Raw genomic sequence first — 14,257 nt, 5'->3', positions numbered from 1 at the left:
ACGCGCAGCTAGCCATCGAGCCGGATGCCGGGGGAGAGCGTAGGGAGCCCACGAGGGCCTGCAGTAGGCTCGCGGGATGAGCCAAACCGATGATCGAGCACGCTTCCTGGCCGCCTACGACGACAACCTCAGGACCGACGCTGAGACGCCGAGCGCCCTCAACGTCACCCACCACGGACCTGTGCGCTTGGTGACCTTCATGAAGGGTCGCGGGTTCGTCACGTACAGGGATCTGGGTGATGCGGATGCGCAGACCGTGAAGCGGCTCGTCGCCGAGGCGATCGCCTACTTCCGCGCTGAACCTGACATCACCAGGGTGGAATGGAAATCCCGCGGGCACGATCACGCTCCGGGTTTGCACGAGACACTCATTGAGAACGGCTTCACCCAGGACGAGCCGGAGTCGATCATGATCGGTGAAGCGAAGGCTCTGAGCACAGCTGTGCCACTTCCCGACGGCGTGACGCTGCGGCAAGTCAGGGACGAGCCGGACGTTCGGGCCATGAGCGCGATGCAGGATGAAGTCTTTGGCGAACCGGTGTCGGATGAGATGGCTGAGGCCTTGCTGCGACGACTCTCGCTGGGCGACGGGATGCAACTCTGGGTGGCCGAAGCAGAGGGCCGGATGGTCAGCGCCGGACGCCTGGAGCCAGTGCCCGGCACAAGCTTCGCCGGGATCTGGGGTGGTGCCACAAGGAAGGAATGGCGGGGCCGGGGGATTTACCGGGCGTTGACAGCCCGCCGCGCGCAGGCCGCCCTTGAGCTGGGAAAGACGCTCATCCACAGCGACTCCACCGAATTCTCCAGGCCAATCCTGGAGCGCTCCGGGCTGCTCAAGGTTTCGACGACGACACCGTACCGTTGGCTGCGTGCCTGACCGGGCTCCTGCGGCCAAAACCAGAAACGGTGAGTAACGGACTCCTTCTTCGCACTTGAGTCCCAAAATGCGAAGACGGCCGCCGTTACTCACCGTTTTAGGCCGTTCGGGCCCCCTCCCGCGCCCAGCAGGAGGAGGCTCGAACTAAACCGGGTTGAGCTACTTACCAGCCGCGAAGAAGCTCACGCACTGCCCCTGGTTCTTGAATACGGGCGACGGACTCGTCTTCCATCCATCGCTCTTGCACGCGTCCTTGCCGGTGGACACAGTCACGCGATACTCCTTCGTGGTGCCGTCGGGCGCTGTCACCGTGACGACCGCCGTCGAGCTTTCCGCCGTTGCCTGCTGAACCGTCACCTTTGCGTTCGTGTCCAGCGGGTAGCCGACGACGGCGGGAGTCGCCGACGTCGACAACACCCGGTAGTCGGTGGTCGCCGGGGCGAATCCGACGACGGATGCCTGGTTCACCAGCAGCCGGCCGAGGTCGGCGAGGCCGCTGTCCGCCAAGCGGGACCCGGCGATGGCTACCTCCGCGATCTTCGTGTACGACGCCGTGGTCACCAACGACACCCGGATCGCGCGGGTGGTTACGGGATCGAAACGAACCGTCGCTGGTGATGACGTGGAGAGGCCGGTGATGGTTCCCGCGGAGGTGTCCTTCCACGCTCCGGTGGCGTCCTGGTACTGGACCTTGAGGCTCTGCGCCGCTTTCTCAGCGGAGGTTACGGTGACAGAGGAAACGGTGTAGTCGCGGCTGAAGGCGTAGTTCAGGCTGTCACCCGCACGGCCGCCGCTCACCCAGTTGGACCAGCGCGTGGTGGCGTTGCCGTCGCAGCTGTTCTTCGCGACGTAGGAACCCTCGGTGTAACTTGCGGTGACGGTGGTGGTGGGGTCGTCCTGACAGATGTTGCTGCTGGGAACACGGTCGACCACCACGACGGTGAGGCTCGCGGCCAAGGATTCCGCTTTGCCGGGAACGGTCACCGAGCCGACAGCCTGGAGGGCAGCATCAGACAAGGAAGCCCAGTCCCATGTGACCGGCAGCGGGTTGCGGGCAGGTCCGTCGCCGATCTGTCCGGGGACGGTTGCCGGCGCAGCGGCCTGCGCGGCAGCCACGGTCGACCCAACACCCACCGTCACCGACGCCGGGTCGGTCGCCACATACTGACCGACCGTCACCGTCAGGAGCGCATCATCAAAAGCCTGCCCGTAGGGATCAACCCCGGATCCGCGCAGCGTCACCTTCCCTTCCTTCTCCCAGACCGAGGGATCAACCGCGGACCAGGTGACAGCCAACGGCTTTCCCGGACCCGCCTCGTACAGCGGAGTCACTGTGGAGGGGAGGACAGGTGCCACGCCAGTCAGCGTGCTCAGTTCCAGGGGCGTTACACCCAGGAGCTTCAGATCTGCGATGTCGGTGAACGCCCACGCCTGATGCGGGCTGGCGGTAGCAGTAGCCGTGGTTCCGGTCGAGGACGCCAGGGACACCGATATTCCAGCGGCCGTTTGATTGCCCGAAACCTGCAGGGCAATCGCGGCACCGGCGTTCACCAAGGACCACTGCTTGCCGTTTTCGGTGGTCACTATCCACTGTGCAGAGGGGGTGGATTTGGCTTGCTCCAACGTCAGGGAAGCCAGCGAAGCCGCACCGCTCTGGCTTCCGTTCAGCACACCGCCGTTGCCGGTAAGCACTCGACCGTCCTTGTTTGTAACAACCCACCGGCGATCGTTCGCGAACTCATCCTTGCCCTTCACGGCGTTGAACGTCCACATCTGAGGAGCCACTCCAGCAGCGTCCGTGCCCAGTTCCTCGATAGAGGCCGTTCCGTTTGCCTGCCCAGTCAAATAGTTGCCGCTCGCTTCACCGCTGAGGTGGTAGCTGTGGCCGTCCTGCACCGGTGCGGCGTCGCCTGAAACTCCAGTGACGCCGTCGACGACGAACGTCACCACTGATGCGGCGGGAACCTCAAGCGTGGCGGACTTAGCCGCGGCGTCGATTGCTACCGGCGCACCCTTCACGAGGGCGTTTTTCTCGATGTCATCCAGCGGCGACTTGGTGGTGACCACGGGCGTGACCTTGGCGCCGGGTGCGATGCTGCCGAAGCGGCTGAGATCGATGGTGACCTTTTCCGGCGTCGGGGTGTCATTGAAGTGGACCAGGGTGGCGCCGTTGCCGTCGGCGCGGAGGGCGCTGGCGGTTTTGGCGTTGTCGTTCTGGATGAGGAAGTCACCCGGCCGGATGTAGTGCGTGAAGTTCCGGGTGGTGTTGTACTTCTGGTTGGTCAGGACCTTGCACTTGGCTTGTTCCTGGGATGCGCCGTCGTTGAGCCGGCGGTTGGAGAAGCCTTCGCGGCCCTCGTAGTTGCAGTCGAAGTCGACGTAAATGGAGCCCCAGCCCTTATCGGCCTTCTCCTGCTTGTACGTGTCCTCCACAGGCTGCCAGAAGACCCAGGCGTTGGGGTCGAGCTCGCGGAGATCGTTCACCATGCGGCCCGCGATGCCCAGGCCGTTGGTGATGTTGGAGCGATCCCAGCCGCTGGTGGAGTCGCCCAGCGCCGGGTTGCCCGGCCAGAAGCCGCCCACTTCGCTCATCCACAGGGGCTTGTCCGTGGCGCCGGCGAGGTCGCGGACCCTGCGTCGATCATTGGTGCCGTACGTGTGGACGTTGAGCTGCGCTACGGCGTCCTTGGCTTCCTGGCTGTAGCCGTTCCAGTTGGTCATGAACTTGGTGGGGTCGGTCTCGTCCATCGCGGAGATGACGGCGTCCGTGGTGCCCCTTTCGAGCTCAGCGGCCAGCAGCTTGGTCACGCGGTCCTGGGCCGCCGGGTAGATCAGCGCGCCCTCCTGCTTCTGCGTGTACGTGGTGGGCGGTTTGCCGGTGGCGGCGTTGATGTCCGTGCCCCAGTAGCCCGAGTTCGGCTCGTTGAAGGGATCGATGGTATCGACCTTGATGCCGCTTCCCTTTTCGAGAAGTTCGACGGCGTTCCTCATGTAGGCGGCGAACTTGGCTTCGGCTTCGGGCAGGAGATTTTCGCCCTTGGCCGTGTTGACCTGGCCGGAAACATATCCGCTCTTGGTCATGAACCACGGCGGGGAGTTGCTGAACGCTTCCCAGTGGGTGATCTGCTGATCCGCGGCGAGGCGTTCCACCCACCAGCGCTGGTTCTGGTCGGCGTCGGGGTTGTAGGACGCGGGATCGTCCGGATCCCACTCGTTCAAGAACGCGAGCTTGTTGGCCTGCGTCTTGTCCACGGTTCCGTCCGGGTTGTAAAGGTTCGACGCCGGTTGGCCGGGTTGCGCTTCGGCCACCGGTTTCCACCATCCCTCCACAGCGCTGCCGTCGTTGAGGTAGTCGGCCACGTCTGATGCGTTTCCGCCGCCCACGTTGTACCGGGCGATGTTGAGGTTGAGGCCGTCCTCGCCGAAGACCTTTTGGTACAGCTCCTCACGCAGCTCAGGGGAGTAGCCCGCCGTCGCGTTCGCGAACCAGACCAGGCTGGTGCCCCAGCCCTCGAAGGCTTCGCCGCGGCTGGCGGGGTTCGGGGTGATGGTGACGGCTGTAGCGTCGTCTGCTTGGGCTTGCGGTGTGGTTGCGGGCATGAGCGCCAGGCCGGCAGCTGCTGTGACGGCTGCTGCCAGGACTGCCACTGGCCTTCGGATTCTTCGCGCGGTAAACGCCATGGGTGGACCTCATCGTCGGGGTGTCATTGGGTGCTGTCCGGGCTTCGGGGAAGGCCGGGCAAGCCGAGACTATGGGGCTCTCCACGTGGCAACAAGGCACTCGAACACGCTCGAACGGGGTTGGTCGGAAGTGGTCGCAGGTGTAACAACTTTGCCTTGCGCTGACTCATGGTTGTATAGATGTATACAAGTACACTTTTCCAGCGGGGCGGCACCACATGGCAGAACAACCACGGAACACCGGGGCACAGTTGGTCTACGGCGAGCTGAAGCGCCGGATCCTCAGCCTCGAACTCAAGCCGGGCGAGCGTATCTACGAGCCCGCCATGGCGACTGCCCTGCACGTCAGCCGCACGCCGCTGCGCGAGGCCATCCGGCGATTGATCTCGGAGAGCCTTCTGGAGCAACAGCCAACCGGCGGGGTGGTGGTGCCGGCACTGGACGAGACCGTGATTTCGGAACTCTATGATGTCCGTGCCGCCTTGGAATCGTTGATGGCTCGGGAGGCATGCGCCAATGCGACCGCAGCAGATCTTGAAGAACTTCAGGGAATCGTGGCCCGGAATGCCGCGATGGTGGAGTTCCCCGACGAAGCCATGAAATACGGTGTTGCCCTGCACGCCGCCATCGCCAGGATCGCTGGGAATTCGTGGGCCCAGCGCTTCCATGGGCAGATCGCCAGCCAGGTTGAGCGCTACCGGTACTTCACCAACAACGCTCCCGAACGCCGCGATGAAGCGCTGGCCAATCACCGGCTGCTGGTGGAGGCCATCGCGTCGAAGGACCCGGAGAAGGCTGCAAAGATCGCCTTTGACCACGTGGTCGGCGCGCGGGAGGAGACCTTGCGGGTCATTTCCGCCTCCGGCCTCGTCATCGAATGATCGGCGAACTCGGACGGCGCTCGTCCACTGCACTCCTGGTCCACTCCGCGCTCATCCAGGCCGTCACCTTCCTGGTCCGCCCGGCTACCACGTACCGCGCACTCGAATTGGATGTTCCCGGGTTCGCCCTTGGCCTTCTCGCCGCCAGCTACGCAGTGTTTCCCCTGCTGCTCGCCCTGCCCATCGGCGGACTGGTGGACCGCCTGGGTGAGCGTCGGCTCATGGCGATCGGGGCCGCCGTCGTACTGGGCTGTTCTGCGTTCCTGCTGTTCTGGGGAACGTCAGTCCCCGCGCTGGTGGCTGGAACGGCGCTGCTGGGTGCAGGCCAGCTGGCTTGCGTGGTGGGGCAGCAAGCGGTGGTCGCGAACAATGCTGCGTCCTCGCGCTTGGACTCTGCTTTCGGGTACCTGACCTTCGCCGCGTCTCTGGGCCAAGCCTTGGGGCCGCTGGCGATTTCCTTAGTGGGCGGTGCGTCCGTTCGGCCGGACACGCAGGCGATCTTCCTGCTCGCGACGGCCATGAGCTTGGTGCTCTTCATGACGACGTTCGTGATCTCTTCAACGGTCAGCCGGGGGAGGCGTACACCGAAGGGCACCGGTACCAAGGGCAGTTCACTGGCACTTCTCAGGACTCCCGGCGTGGTCCGCGCGTTGGCCACCAGCGCCACCGTCCTCGCCGTGGTTGACCTGACGGTGGTCTACCTTCCGGCACTCGGCGCCGAACGCGGCCTCACAGCGGCCACCGTGGGCCTGATGCTGACCGTCCGGGCGGTGTTCTCCATGATTTCCCGGCTGGGACTCGGCAGCGTGTCCCGAAAACTGGGGCGCATGAAACTGCTGATCCTGAGCCTGGCCATCTCCACGGCTGCACTGGCTGTGGCCGCCATTCCGATGCCCGAGTGGCTGCTGTTTGTGGTGATGGCATTCCTCGGCCTCGGGCTGGGAATCGGCCAACCACTGACCATGTCCTGGCTCTCGGCCCAAGCGCCGGAAGGCCAACGCGGGCGGGCGCTGGCTTTGCGGCTTGCCGGAAACAGGGTGGGCCAGGTGGTTCTTCCCAGTGCTATCGGTGTGGTGGCGGTAGGCCTCGGGGCGGCGGGCGTGTTCCTGGCGTCCGCGGTTGCCGTCGGCGGAACCATGCTGTTGCTGCGCGGGGTTCGGCTGGACGACTGACCGGGAGGTCACTCCGCGAACAGCGCCGCCAGGTCATCCGCCGTCAACGAGCCACCGGCCAACGCGTCGCCCTCCATCACATCCGCGAACAGCTGTGACTTCTTGGCCTTCAACGCCATGACTTTCTCTTCGATGGTGTCCTTGGCAACCAGTCGGTAGACCATCACGTTCCTGGCCTGCCCAATGCGGTGCGTGCGGTCCACAGCCTGGGCTTCGGACGCAGGGTTCCACCACGGGTCCAGCAGGAACACGTAGTCGGCCTCGGTCAGGTTGAGCCCGAAGCCACCAGCCTTCAGCGAGATCAGGAACACCGGGGCGGTACCGTTCTTGAATTCGCTGACCACGTCGCCACGGTTCCTGGTACTGCCGTCGAGGTAGCAGTACTCCACGCCCTCTTCGTCCAGGCGCTCGCGGACCTTCCCCAGGAACCCGGTGAACTGGCTGAAGATCAGCGTCCGGTGGCCCTCGGAAATGACGTCCTCCAGCTGTTCGAACAACACATCCAGCTTGGAAGACCGAACCCCGGAGAGTGAAGAGTCCACCAACGACGCATCCAAACTCAGCTGCCGCAGCAACGTCAAGGACTGGAAGATCGTGAAGCGGTTTTTGTTCACGTCGTCGATCAGGCCGAGGATTTTCTGCCGTTCGCGCTGCAAGTGGGTCTGATAGACCTTCTGGTGCCGCGGGTTCAGCACGACCTCCAGGATCTGCTCCTGCTTGGGCGGCAGATCCTTGATGACCTGCTCTTTGGTGCGGCGCATCATCAGCGGACGGACACGACGCCGGAGCTTGCCCAGCTGCGCGGAGTCGCCGTTCTTTTCCACGGGCTTTTGGTAGTTCTCGGCGAACCGTTTGGGGCTGGGGAACAGTCCCGGCGCAACGATCGATGTCAAGGCCCAGAACTCCATGAGGTTGTTCTCCAACGGCGTGCCCGTGATGGCCAACTTGAACCTGGCGGGCAGCTTGCGCGCGCACTGGTACGCCTTGGACTGGTGGTTCTTCACGAACTGCGCCTCATCGAGCATCAGCCCGGCCCAGTGGAAAGACGCGTAGGCATCGTAATCAATGCGGAACAGGGCGTAGGAGGTAATAACGACGTCGGCACCCGCCAACGCGTCCGCCGGTGACAGGCCGCTCTTGGCAAAAGTTTCACCGACGGTGCGCACCACCAAGCCTGGAGCGAACCGTTGTGCTTCCAGAGCCCAGTTGCTGACGACGCTTGTTGGTGCGACCACCAGGAAAGGAGCGCGCGGATTCACCTCAGCAGAATCACCCTGGGCGGCAGCGGCCGTCTCCGCGGCCAGGTCCTTGGCCGCGCAAATCAGGGCAATGGCCTGCACGGTCTTTCCCAGGCCCATGTCATCCGCCAAGACGCCGCCCAGGCTGTGCTTGTAGAGGAAGCTCAGCCAGTTGAATCCTTCGAGCTGATACGGACGCAGCTCAGCGTTAAGGCCGGCCGGAAGCGGCAGCCCGGTCACGCCGTCGTCGAGCAATCCGCCCACAGCCTCGCGCCACGCGGCGGCTTGCTCGTCCACGATCCCCAGCTGGGCAAGCTCGTCCCAGAGCCCGGCCTGGAAGCGGCTGATCTGCAGGGTGCCGTCCTTGTTGTCCGGGTTGTCCTGCAGGGAGCGGGCCTCGTCGATCAGCGCACGCAGTTGGTGCAGTTCGGGCAGGTCCAAGGAGAAGTAGGCGCCGCTGGGCAGCAGCATGCGGCTCATGCCGGCGGCGAGGGCGGAGAACACCGCCGCGAAGGAGACGGGCTCACCCTCAAGTGTGATCACGATCCCGAGGTCGAACCAGTCGCCGCTGGCCGTTTCCTTCGTGGAGATGGACACCACAGGAGCTTCGGCGGCTTCACGGTAGTCGGCGATATCGCCGGAGGTTTCCACCACGACGTCGGGCAGTTCCCGCAGTGCCGGAAGTACCTCTTCGGTGAACGCCAGCGTGTCCAAACCGCCCAGTTCCACCGACGCAGCGAGTCGCGGAGCACCCCAACCACCCGTTGCCGACTCCGCCAGCGCAGCCACCACATCCCATGGACGGCCCAGCGATTCCAGGATCCGGGCTTCCTCGGGATCATCGCGGTAGCCGCGGTCATCCGGGTGCCGCCAGAGCGGTTGGGCCGTGACCAAGGTGCCGGACTTGTAGTGCCACTCCCAGTGCAGCCGGACCTTGTGGTCGTTGCCGTAGTTGGCCAGCAGGGACAGCGTGGGGACAGCCAGCGTGGGCAGTTCCACCGATTCGTCCGCAGCCTGCACGGGTGTGGATTGCCGCAACTTCGGGTAGAACGAGGTCAGGAACCGGCTCTCATCCTCGGCAGGAATCTGAAGGGTTTGGCCGTCCATGACGAATTCCAGGAGCTCGTCAGTGATGCCGCCCTCGATCGGGGCCAGGGTGATCAGGTTCTTTTGCTGCGGCACACCGGGCAGGATTTCGCCGGAATGCGTGAAGAAAATACCGTTGGCCGGCTTGCCCAGGAAGCCCACGGTCCCGGCATCAACGGGCTCCCCGCCCACGGTGACTGACGGCGCAAGCTGCAGGCCGCCGTCGGGCGCTGCGCTTTCGGTTCCGTTCGCGTCCAGGCGCGCCAAGCTGAGTCCGACGACGGCGGGTTGGGTCTCGACGCGGACGGGCTCGCTCCCAGCCGAGTGGATGAGTGGGATGCCGGCCTTGGCAGCGTCGGCAAGGAGGGTCCACAGGTTCTTGGCAGCGAAGTCGTTCAGGCTCAGCCACATGGCGCCCGACGGTTGCTGGCGGCCGTTGCTGGAACCGTGGGCGGCGAGGAAAGTCTGCAGCCATTCGACGTGGATCTCGTTGAATTCGCGCCGGAAACTGACGTAGCTGAGGTTGTTCCAGGAGACGTCGCCACGGATCCACTTGCCCTTGGCGCCCATCATGACGGGGCGGGCCTTGAGTTGGCGGACGCTGCGCATGGGGTCGCGACGGCCTGTGTAGGAGAAGTGGGCGGCGGGCTCCTCCACTTCGAACTGCAGCGCGAGCGGAATGCCGGCCGCGCTCGGGGCCGTGCCGGGTTTCGCGATGAGCCTGTTGAGTGCCTGTTCCCACGCCGGACGGGCGGTGCCGCCCTGCTGGCCCGAGCCCAGGCGCGATGTCTGGATGCCCGGTGCCTGGGAAAGGAGCTGCGCGCGGATGGTGGGGTGGTCCTCGGCAGTGAAGAGCAATGCGGCGACGTGCTTGCAATCCTTGCGGACCGGGCAGCTGCAGATACCTACCGTGCAGCTCCAGCCGCTGGGTTTGCGGACCAGTTTCGCCGACGTCGAATAGGGCTGTGGGCCCGTGCCGCGGACCTTGCCCATCAGGAGGCCCGTAGCCGCGTCGAAAGAAATCCCGCTCACTCGGCTGCCCATGGCATAGGCCAATCCGGCCGCCAGGGAGCGGTCGTTAATGGCAGGAGTCTGAATGGCCAGTTCCCAGGTTTCGTCTGTGTGGGACGGCATGCGTCGGGCTACTTTCGGCAGGAGGTTATCTGCTCAATCTTAGTCAGCAGAAAACGGCTCCCAAACTTCGCCCTCCGTTAACCTCTTCCTCGATTGCCGCGCCGGTCCCACGCGTACGTTGAAAGTGTCCGGAGCACCATCAGCTTTCAGCAGTGAGGATTTCCCATGACTACCAGCGAGTACCCCGTCGTCCTGAACAAGGCCAGCTTCGAAGCCGGCAACGCGGATGTAGTGGATTCCAACGTCAACGTCGTGAACCAGATGTACCAGGAGCTCCTCAACAGCGACGAAATCGCACCCGCCGCGCTCAACAGCTTCTTTGTGGACTTCTACCTGACCCAGGCTCTGGCCGGCGGATTTGCCCAGTACGTCTTCACCGCACCGGAGCGTGAAGAAGTGGACTCCTACGTCCGTGCAGGCCTCGAAGGCATGGGTGCCACCCGGCACCTGGACCTCTTCAACCGCACAGCAGCAACCTTCGATGCACTGACCGAGGACGAAGCGGAGGCCTACCTCGACGGCGAACTGGACGAGTCCGAAACGCCGCCGTCTTCCGTTGTGACCTTGGACGAGCTCGACGGCGAGTTTGAGGCCCTGCTTGAGGAAGAGGACATCATCGACCTCAACGCGGCATACCTCCGCGACCAGTCCGAACTGCTGGTCCTTACCGACGAAGAGATCGAAGCACACATCGCACAGCGCGTCGCGTTGATCCCGGACCTGGCCGAGCGCCAGGCCGAAGCCGAAGAGGAAGCCCTCGCCAACGCCCCCGAATTCGAGGTCATCATCCGCGAACTCTGCGATATTGCCGGCTACGCCCTGGAAAAGATCACCATGGGCGATCCCAACTACGAGCACGACGGCGTCAAGACCCTCGCCTGGCACTTCTCCACCGACCACGGCGACTACCTCATGATCGAGGACGATGAGGAGGCCTTCATGATCCACCCGGAGACGAAGGAAATCATCGCAGCCGTGGAGTTCGAAGAGTCCGAGGAATTCGCCGACGCATAAGCCTTGGTATGCGGGCCGAGCGGCCCGGCATCCTCCGCGTGCTGGCTCCTCCGTCGCCTTTGACGCACGCTTCCGGATGCGGGCCGCTCGGCGTTTCATCTCCATGCGTGTCGACGAATACACGGTTTAGCTATTTGGGGTTGTATCCGTGAGTAGACTCGTCCGGTGCGCGCGTATTGGGAACTGGCCAAGTCATCATTCCGCCGCCATTCCACGTACCGCACTGCCGCCGTCGCCGGCGCTTTCACCAACTCGGTCTTCGGGCTCATCCGGGCATCGCTGCTGCTGAGCGCCATTACGACGGCGGGTGGCGCCATCGGAGGTTACTCGGCCACGGAGGCGGCTACGTATGTGTGGCTGGGTCAGGCGCTCCTGGCCCCTTTGGGGCTCTTCGGCAACGCTGAACTGGCCGGGCGCGTGAAGTCGGGGGACATCGCCGTCGACCTTTCCCGGTCCGTGAACCTGACCGCGTCCTACTGGGCGCAGGACCTGGGCCGCGCAGCCTTCGACGTTTTGCCGCGCGGATTACCTCCGCTTGTTGTGGGTGCGTTGGTCACGGGGCTGGCGATGCCGGGCACACCCGGGCCGTATGTGCTGGGATTCGTGTCCATTCTGGCTGCCGTGTCCCTGAACTTTCTGGGCTTCTTCGCCATCAACCTGTTGTCCTTCTGGGTGCTCGAGATCCGGGGCTTCTGGATGCTGTACATGGTCCTGATGAACCTGTTGTCCGGGTTCCTGGTCCCCGTGACGTGGTTTCCCGGGTGGCTGCTCGAGTTCGCCCGCGCCACGCCGTTCCCGTCGATGCTTCAGACCCCGGTGGACATTCTGGCAGGAAGGACCGACGGCGCCGAGAGCCTTGCGATGGTGGGCCTCCAACTCTTGTGGCTGGCCGTGCTGCTTGTGGTCGTTCAGTTGATGGTCCGATTCGGTTCGCGGCGGCTGGTGGTGCAAGGTGGCTAACCCCCGTGCGATCCGTCCCCGCGTTACCCGTCCCCGTGTAGACCGGGACCCGCACGCCCCGGTGACCAACCTGGTCCTCCTCAAACTCCTCGTCTCGGCCCGGCTTCGCTCGCAGCTCGCGTACCGGGGCAGTTTTCTCTCCGATGTCGCCGGCCAGGTCCTTTTGGGATTGACCGAGTTCGTGGAGCTCTACGCGATCGTCCACAACGTCTCCACATTCGGCGGCATGACCCTCGCCCAGACACTTCTGGTGTTCGGGCTGGCGTCCGTTGCCTTCGCACTGGGTGATCTTCTCCTGGGCGAAACCGACTCGATGTCCGAGACCATCAGGTCGGGCAAGTTGGAGGTGCTGCTGGTCCGCCCTTTGCCCGTGCTGCTGCAACTGGCCACCTCCGATTTCCAATTGAGACGGGTCGGGCGGCTGATCTTCGCAGCGGCTGCTCTGGTTGTGGCGTTCCTCGTCACGGACATTGCCTGGGACCCTGCCAAGGTCTTGCTGTCCCTCGTCACGCCGATCGCCGGGGCGGCCATCTTCTGTGCCCTCTTCCTCGGTGCCGGAGCCATGCAGTTCTGGATCCTCGACGGCAGGCAATTCGCCAACGCGTTCACGTACGGCGGCCGATACGTTGCCTCCATGCCCGGAGCGGCGCTGTTCTTCCCGGTCCAGATCTTCTTCACGTTCGTCATCCCCGCAACGTTGGTGGCCTACGCCCCCAGCCTGGTCATCCTGGGGCTCGACGGGCCAGCCGGCATCCCGGCATGGACGGGGTGGCTGGGGCTGCCGGCCGCCGTCGTCCTCAGCGGACTCATGCTGCTCCTCTGGCGGGCGGCCATCAAAAAGTACACCGGCGCAGGAGGCTGACATGCCCATCATTGACGTGGAGAATCTGAGCCGCGAGTTCCAGGTCATGGAATCCTCCGGTCGGTTCCGGCGACGCAAGAAGACCGTTCACGCGGTGCGGGGGATCGACTTCGCGGTGGAACCGGGGGAGGCCGTGGGCTACATCGGAGCGAACGGGGCCGGCAAATCCACCACCATCAAGATGCTGACCGGTGTCCTGGTGCCAAGCTCGGGGCGCGTGACCGTTTGCGGGTTCAACCCGGTGCCGCAGCGTAAAGCGTTGGCCCGGAAGATCGGCGTCGTGTTTGGGCAGCGATCGCAACTGTGGTGGGACCTGCCGCTGCAGGACTCGTACCCGATCCTCGGTGCCATGCACCGCATGCCCGAAGCGGAGTGGAGGCCGAGGTTCCGCGAGCTCGCCGATCAGATGGATCTGGGGGCGTTCCTCACCACGCCTGTTCGCCAGCTCTCCTTGGGTCAACGGATGCGGGGCGAGGTCGCTGCTGCCCTGTTGCATCGCCCGGAGCTGGTGATCCTGGACGAGCCGACCATCGGCCTGGACATGATCAGCAAGGAGAAACTTCGCCAGTTCCTGGATGCCGAGCGCCGGGAGAACGGCACCACGCTGCTGCTGACCACCCACGACATGAGCGACATCCAGCGTTTGTGCCAACGGGTTCTGGTAGTCGACGACGGCGCCATCGCCTACGACGGGCCGCTCACCGGTTTGGCTGACGTCGCCGGAGCGGTGCGTACCATGGTGGTCGACCTCGCCGCCCCCGTGCACTCGGCTGCTCTTTTCCCGCTGCCTGACGGTGCGGTGCACGAGGGCATCGAGGCCGAGGGAATCCGGCACAGCGTTTCCTTTGATCCACGCAGGCTTTCAGCGGCCACGGTTCTGGCGGCCATCTCGAGCACGGCCGAGGTAGCCGACCTGTCCCTGCACGAGCCGGACATCGAGCACCTGGTCCGGCAGCTCTATGGGAGCGCGAGGCGGTAGGGGCTTCACCGCTGGATTCCCCCGCCTCGAGATACCCCCCCCGCCTCGAGATCGCGGGAACGCTGTGAATTCGCCGTGGCGTTCCGGCGACATCGACGTGTTTCCCGCGAACTCGACGGGTTGCGGCGATTTCAGGCTAGGTGGTTTTGGTGCGGCGGAGCTTCACGAAGCCCCAAATGATGGAAGCTTGCCAGCAGACAAGCAGGCCGATCCAGATCCAGTCCAAGCCCCGGTCTACCGCGTTCATGACCATGGCAGCGAGCCCCAGGGTCCATGCCACCTCTTGTATGGCCAGGAATCCCAGGTTCGGCGGATTCTTGCGGTTGTTGTTCTGTGCCATCTTTCCTCCCCCAATGAGTGGCTTGCAGTCTAA

The 14,257-nt window shown here is 64.4% G+C and carries 10 protein-coding genes; 7 read left to right on the top strand and 3 right to left on the bottom strand.

Annotated features, from left to right (window positions below):
- Positions 1 to 76 precede the first annotated feature (76 nt).
- A complete protein-coding gene (locus tag QF015_RS12210; RefSeq protein ID WP_429389305.1) occupies positions 77 to 877 on the top strand; it encodes a GNAT family N-acetyltransferase in 801 nt (266 codons plus the stop codon).
- A gap of 159 nt (positions 878 to 1,036) precedes the next feature.
- Here QF015_RS12210 and QF015_RS12205 read toward each other — a convergent pair whose 3' ends face one another.
- On the bottom strand, positions 1,037 to 4,558 hold the full coding sequence (locus tag QF015_RS12205; protein WP_429389303.1) for a discoidin domain-containing protein: 3,522 nt from the start codon (positions 4,556 to 4,558) through the stop codon (positions 1,037 to 1,039).
- A gap of 218 nt (positions 4,559 to 4,776) precedes the next feature.
- Here QF015_RS12205 and QF015_RS12200 point away from each other — a divergent pair, with 218 nt between their 5' ends.
- Both QF015_RS12200 and QF015_RS12195 read left to right on the top strand, forming a co-directional pair.
- Positions 4,777 to 5,439, top strand: a complete 663-nt coding sequence (locus QF015_RS12200; RefSeq protein ID WP_429389301.1) for a GntR family transcriptional regulator — start codon at positions 4,777 to 4,779, stop codon at positions 5,437 to 5,439.
- A complete protein-coding gene (locus QF015_RS12195; RefSeq protein ID WP_429389299.1) occupies positions 5,436 to 6,611 on the top strand; it encodes an MFS transporter in 1,176 nt (391 codons plus the stop codon). The genes QF015_RS12200 and QF015_RS12195 overlap by 4 nt, the downstream gene beginning before the upstream one ends.
- An 8-nt stretch (positions 6,612 to 6,619) precedes the next feature.
- Here the strand turns inward: QF015_RS12195 and QF015_RS12190 are convergent, their stop codons facing one another.
- On the bottom strand, positions 6,620 to 10,069 hold the full coding sequence (locus QF015_RS12190; RefSeq protein ID WP_429389297.1) for an SNF2-related protein: 3,450 nt from the start codon (positions 10,067 to 10,069) through the stop codon (positions 6,620 to 6,622).
- A gap of 165 nt (positions 10,070 to 10,234) precedes the next feature.
- Between QF015_RS12190 and QF015_RS12185 the strand changes: the two genes are divergently transcribed.
- From QF015_RS12185 to QF015_RS12170, 4 genes are all read left to right on the top strand, one after another.
- Positions 10,235 to 11,083: a DMP19 family protein gene (locus tag QF015_RS12185; RefSeq protein WP_429389295.1), complete on the top strand. Its 849-nt coding sequence runs from the start codon at positions 10,235 to 10,237 to the stop codon at positions 11,081 to 11,083.
- A 165-nt stretch (positions 11,084 to 11,248) separates the two neighbouring features.
- Positions 11,249 to 12,043 (top strand): ABC transporter permease, encoded by a 795-nt coding sequence (locus QF015_RS12180; RefSeq protein ID WP_429389293.1) that lies wholly within the window; start codon positions 11,249 to 11,251, stop codon positions 12,041 to 12,043.
- Complete coding sequence (locus QF015_RS12175; protein ID WP_429389291.1) at positions 12,036 to 12,905, top strand: ABC transporter permease; 870 nt, start codon at positions 12,036 to 12,038, stop codon at positions 12,903 to 12,905. Before QF015_RS12180 ends, QF015_RS12175 begins: the two co-directional genes overlap by 8 nt.
- 1 nt (position 12,906) lies before the next feature.
- Positions 12,907 to 13,884 (top strand): ABC transporter ATP-binding protein, encoded by a 978-nt coding sequence (locus QF015_RS12170; RefSeq protein ID WP_310210746.1) that lies wholly within the window; start codon positions 12,907 to 12,909, stop codon positions 13,882 to 13,884.
- A 136-nt stretch (positions 13,885 to 14,020) separates the two neighbouring features.
- Here QF015_RS12170 and QF015_RS12165 read toward each other — a convergent pair whose 3' ends face one another.
- Positions 14,021 to 14,224 carry a hypothetical protein gene (locus QF015_RS12165; RefSeq protein ID WP_429389289.1) on the bottom strand — a complete coding sequence of 68 codons (204 nt, stop codon included), beginning with the start codon at positions 14,222 to 14,224 and terminating at the stop codon, positions 14,021 to 14,023.
- Positions 14,225 to 14,257 lie beyond the last annotated feature (33 nt).

The organism is Paenarthrobacter sp. TE4293 (assembly GCF_050435325.1).
Lineage (GTDB): Bacteria > Actinomycetota > Actinomycetes > Actinomycetales > Micrococcaceae > Arthrobacter > Arthrobacter nitroguajacolicus_C.
Note: the sequence above shows the minus strand (reverse complement) of the source record. Positions and strands in the feature narration are given on the sequence as shown.

Bases quoted from the DNA above. Each gene is read 5' to 3' on its own strand.
- QF015_RS12210 (WP_429389305.1), top strand. From the start codon at position 77: ATGAGCCAAACCGATGATCGAGCACGCTTCCTGGCCGCCTACGACGAC.
- QF015_RS12205 (WP_429389303.1), bottom strand. From the start codon at position 4,558: ATGGCGTTTACCGCGCGAAGAATCCGAAGGCCAGTGGCAGTCCTGGCA.
- QF015_RS12200 (WP_429389301.1), top strand. From the start codon at position 4,777: ATGGCAGAACAACCACGGAACACCGGGGCACAGTTGGTCTACGGCGAG.
- QF015_RS12195 (WP_429389299.1), top strand. From the start codon at position 5,436: ATGATCGGCGAACTCGGACGGCGCTCGTCCACTGCACTCCTGGTCCAC.
- QF015_RS12190 (WP_429389297.1), bottom strand. From the start codon at position 10,069: ATGCCGTCCCACACAGACGAAACCTGGGAACTGGCCATTCAGACTCCT.
- QF015_RS12185 (WP_429389295.1), top strand. From the start codon at position 10,235: ATGACTACCAGCGAGTACCCCGTCGTCCTGAACAAGGCCAGCTTCGAA.
- QF015_RS12170 (WP_310210746.1), top strand. From the start codon at position 12,907: ATGCCCATCATTGACGTGGAGAATCTGAGCCGCGAGTTCCAGGTCATG.
- QF015_RS12165 (WP_429389289.1), bottom strand. From the start codon at position 14,224: ATGGCACAGAACAACAACCGCAAGAATCCGCCGAACCTGGGATTCCTG.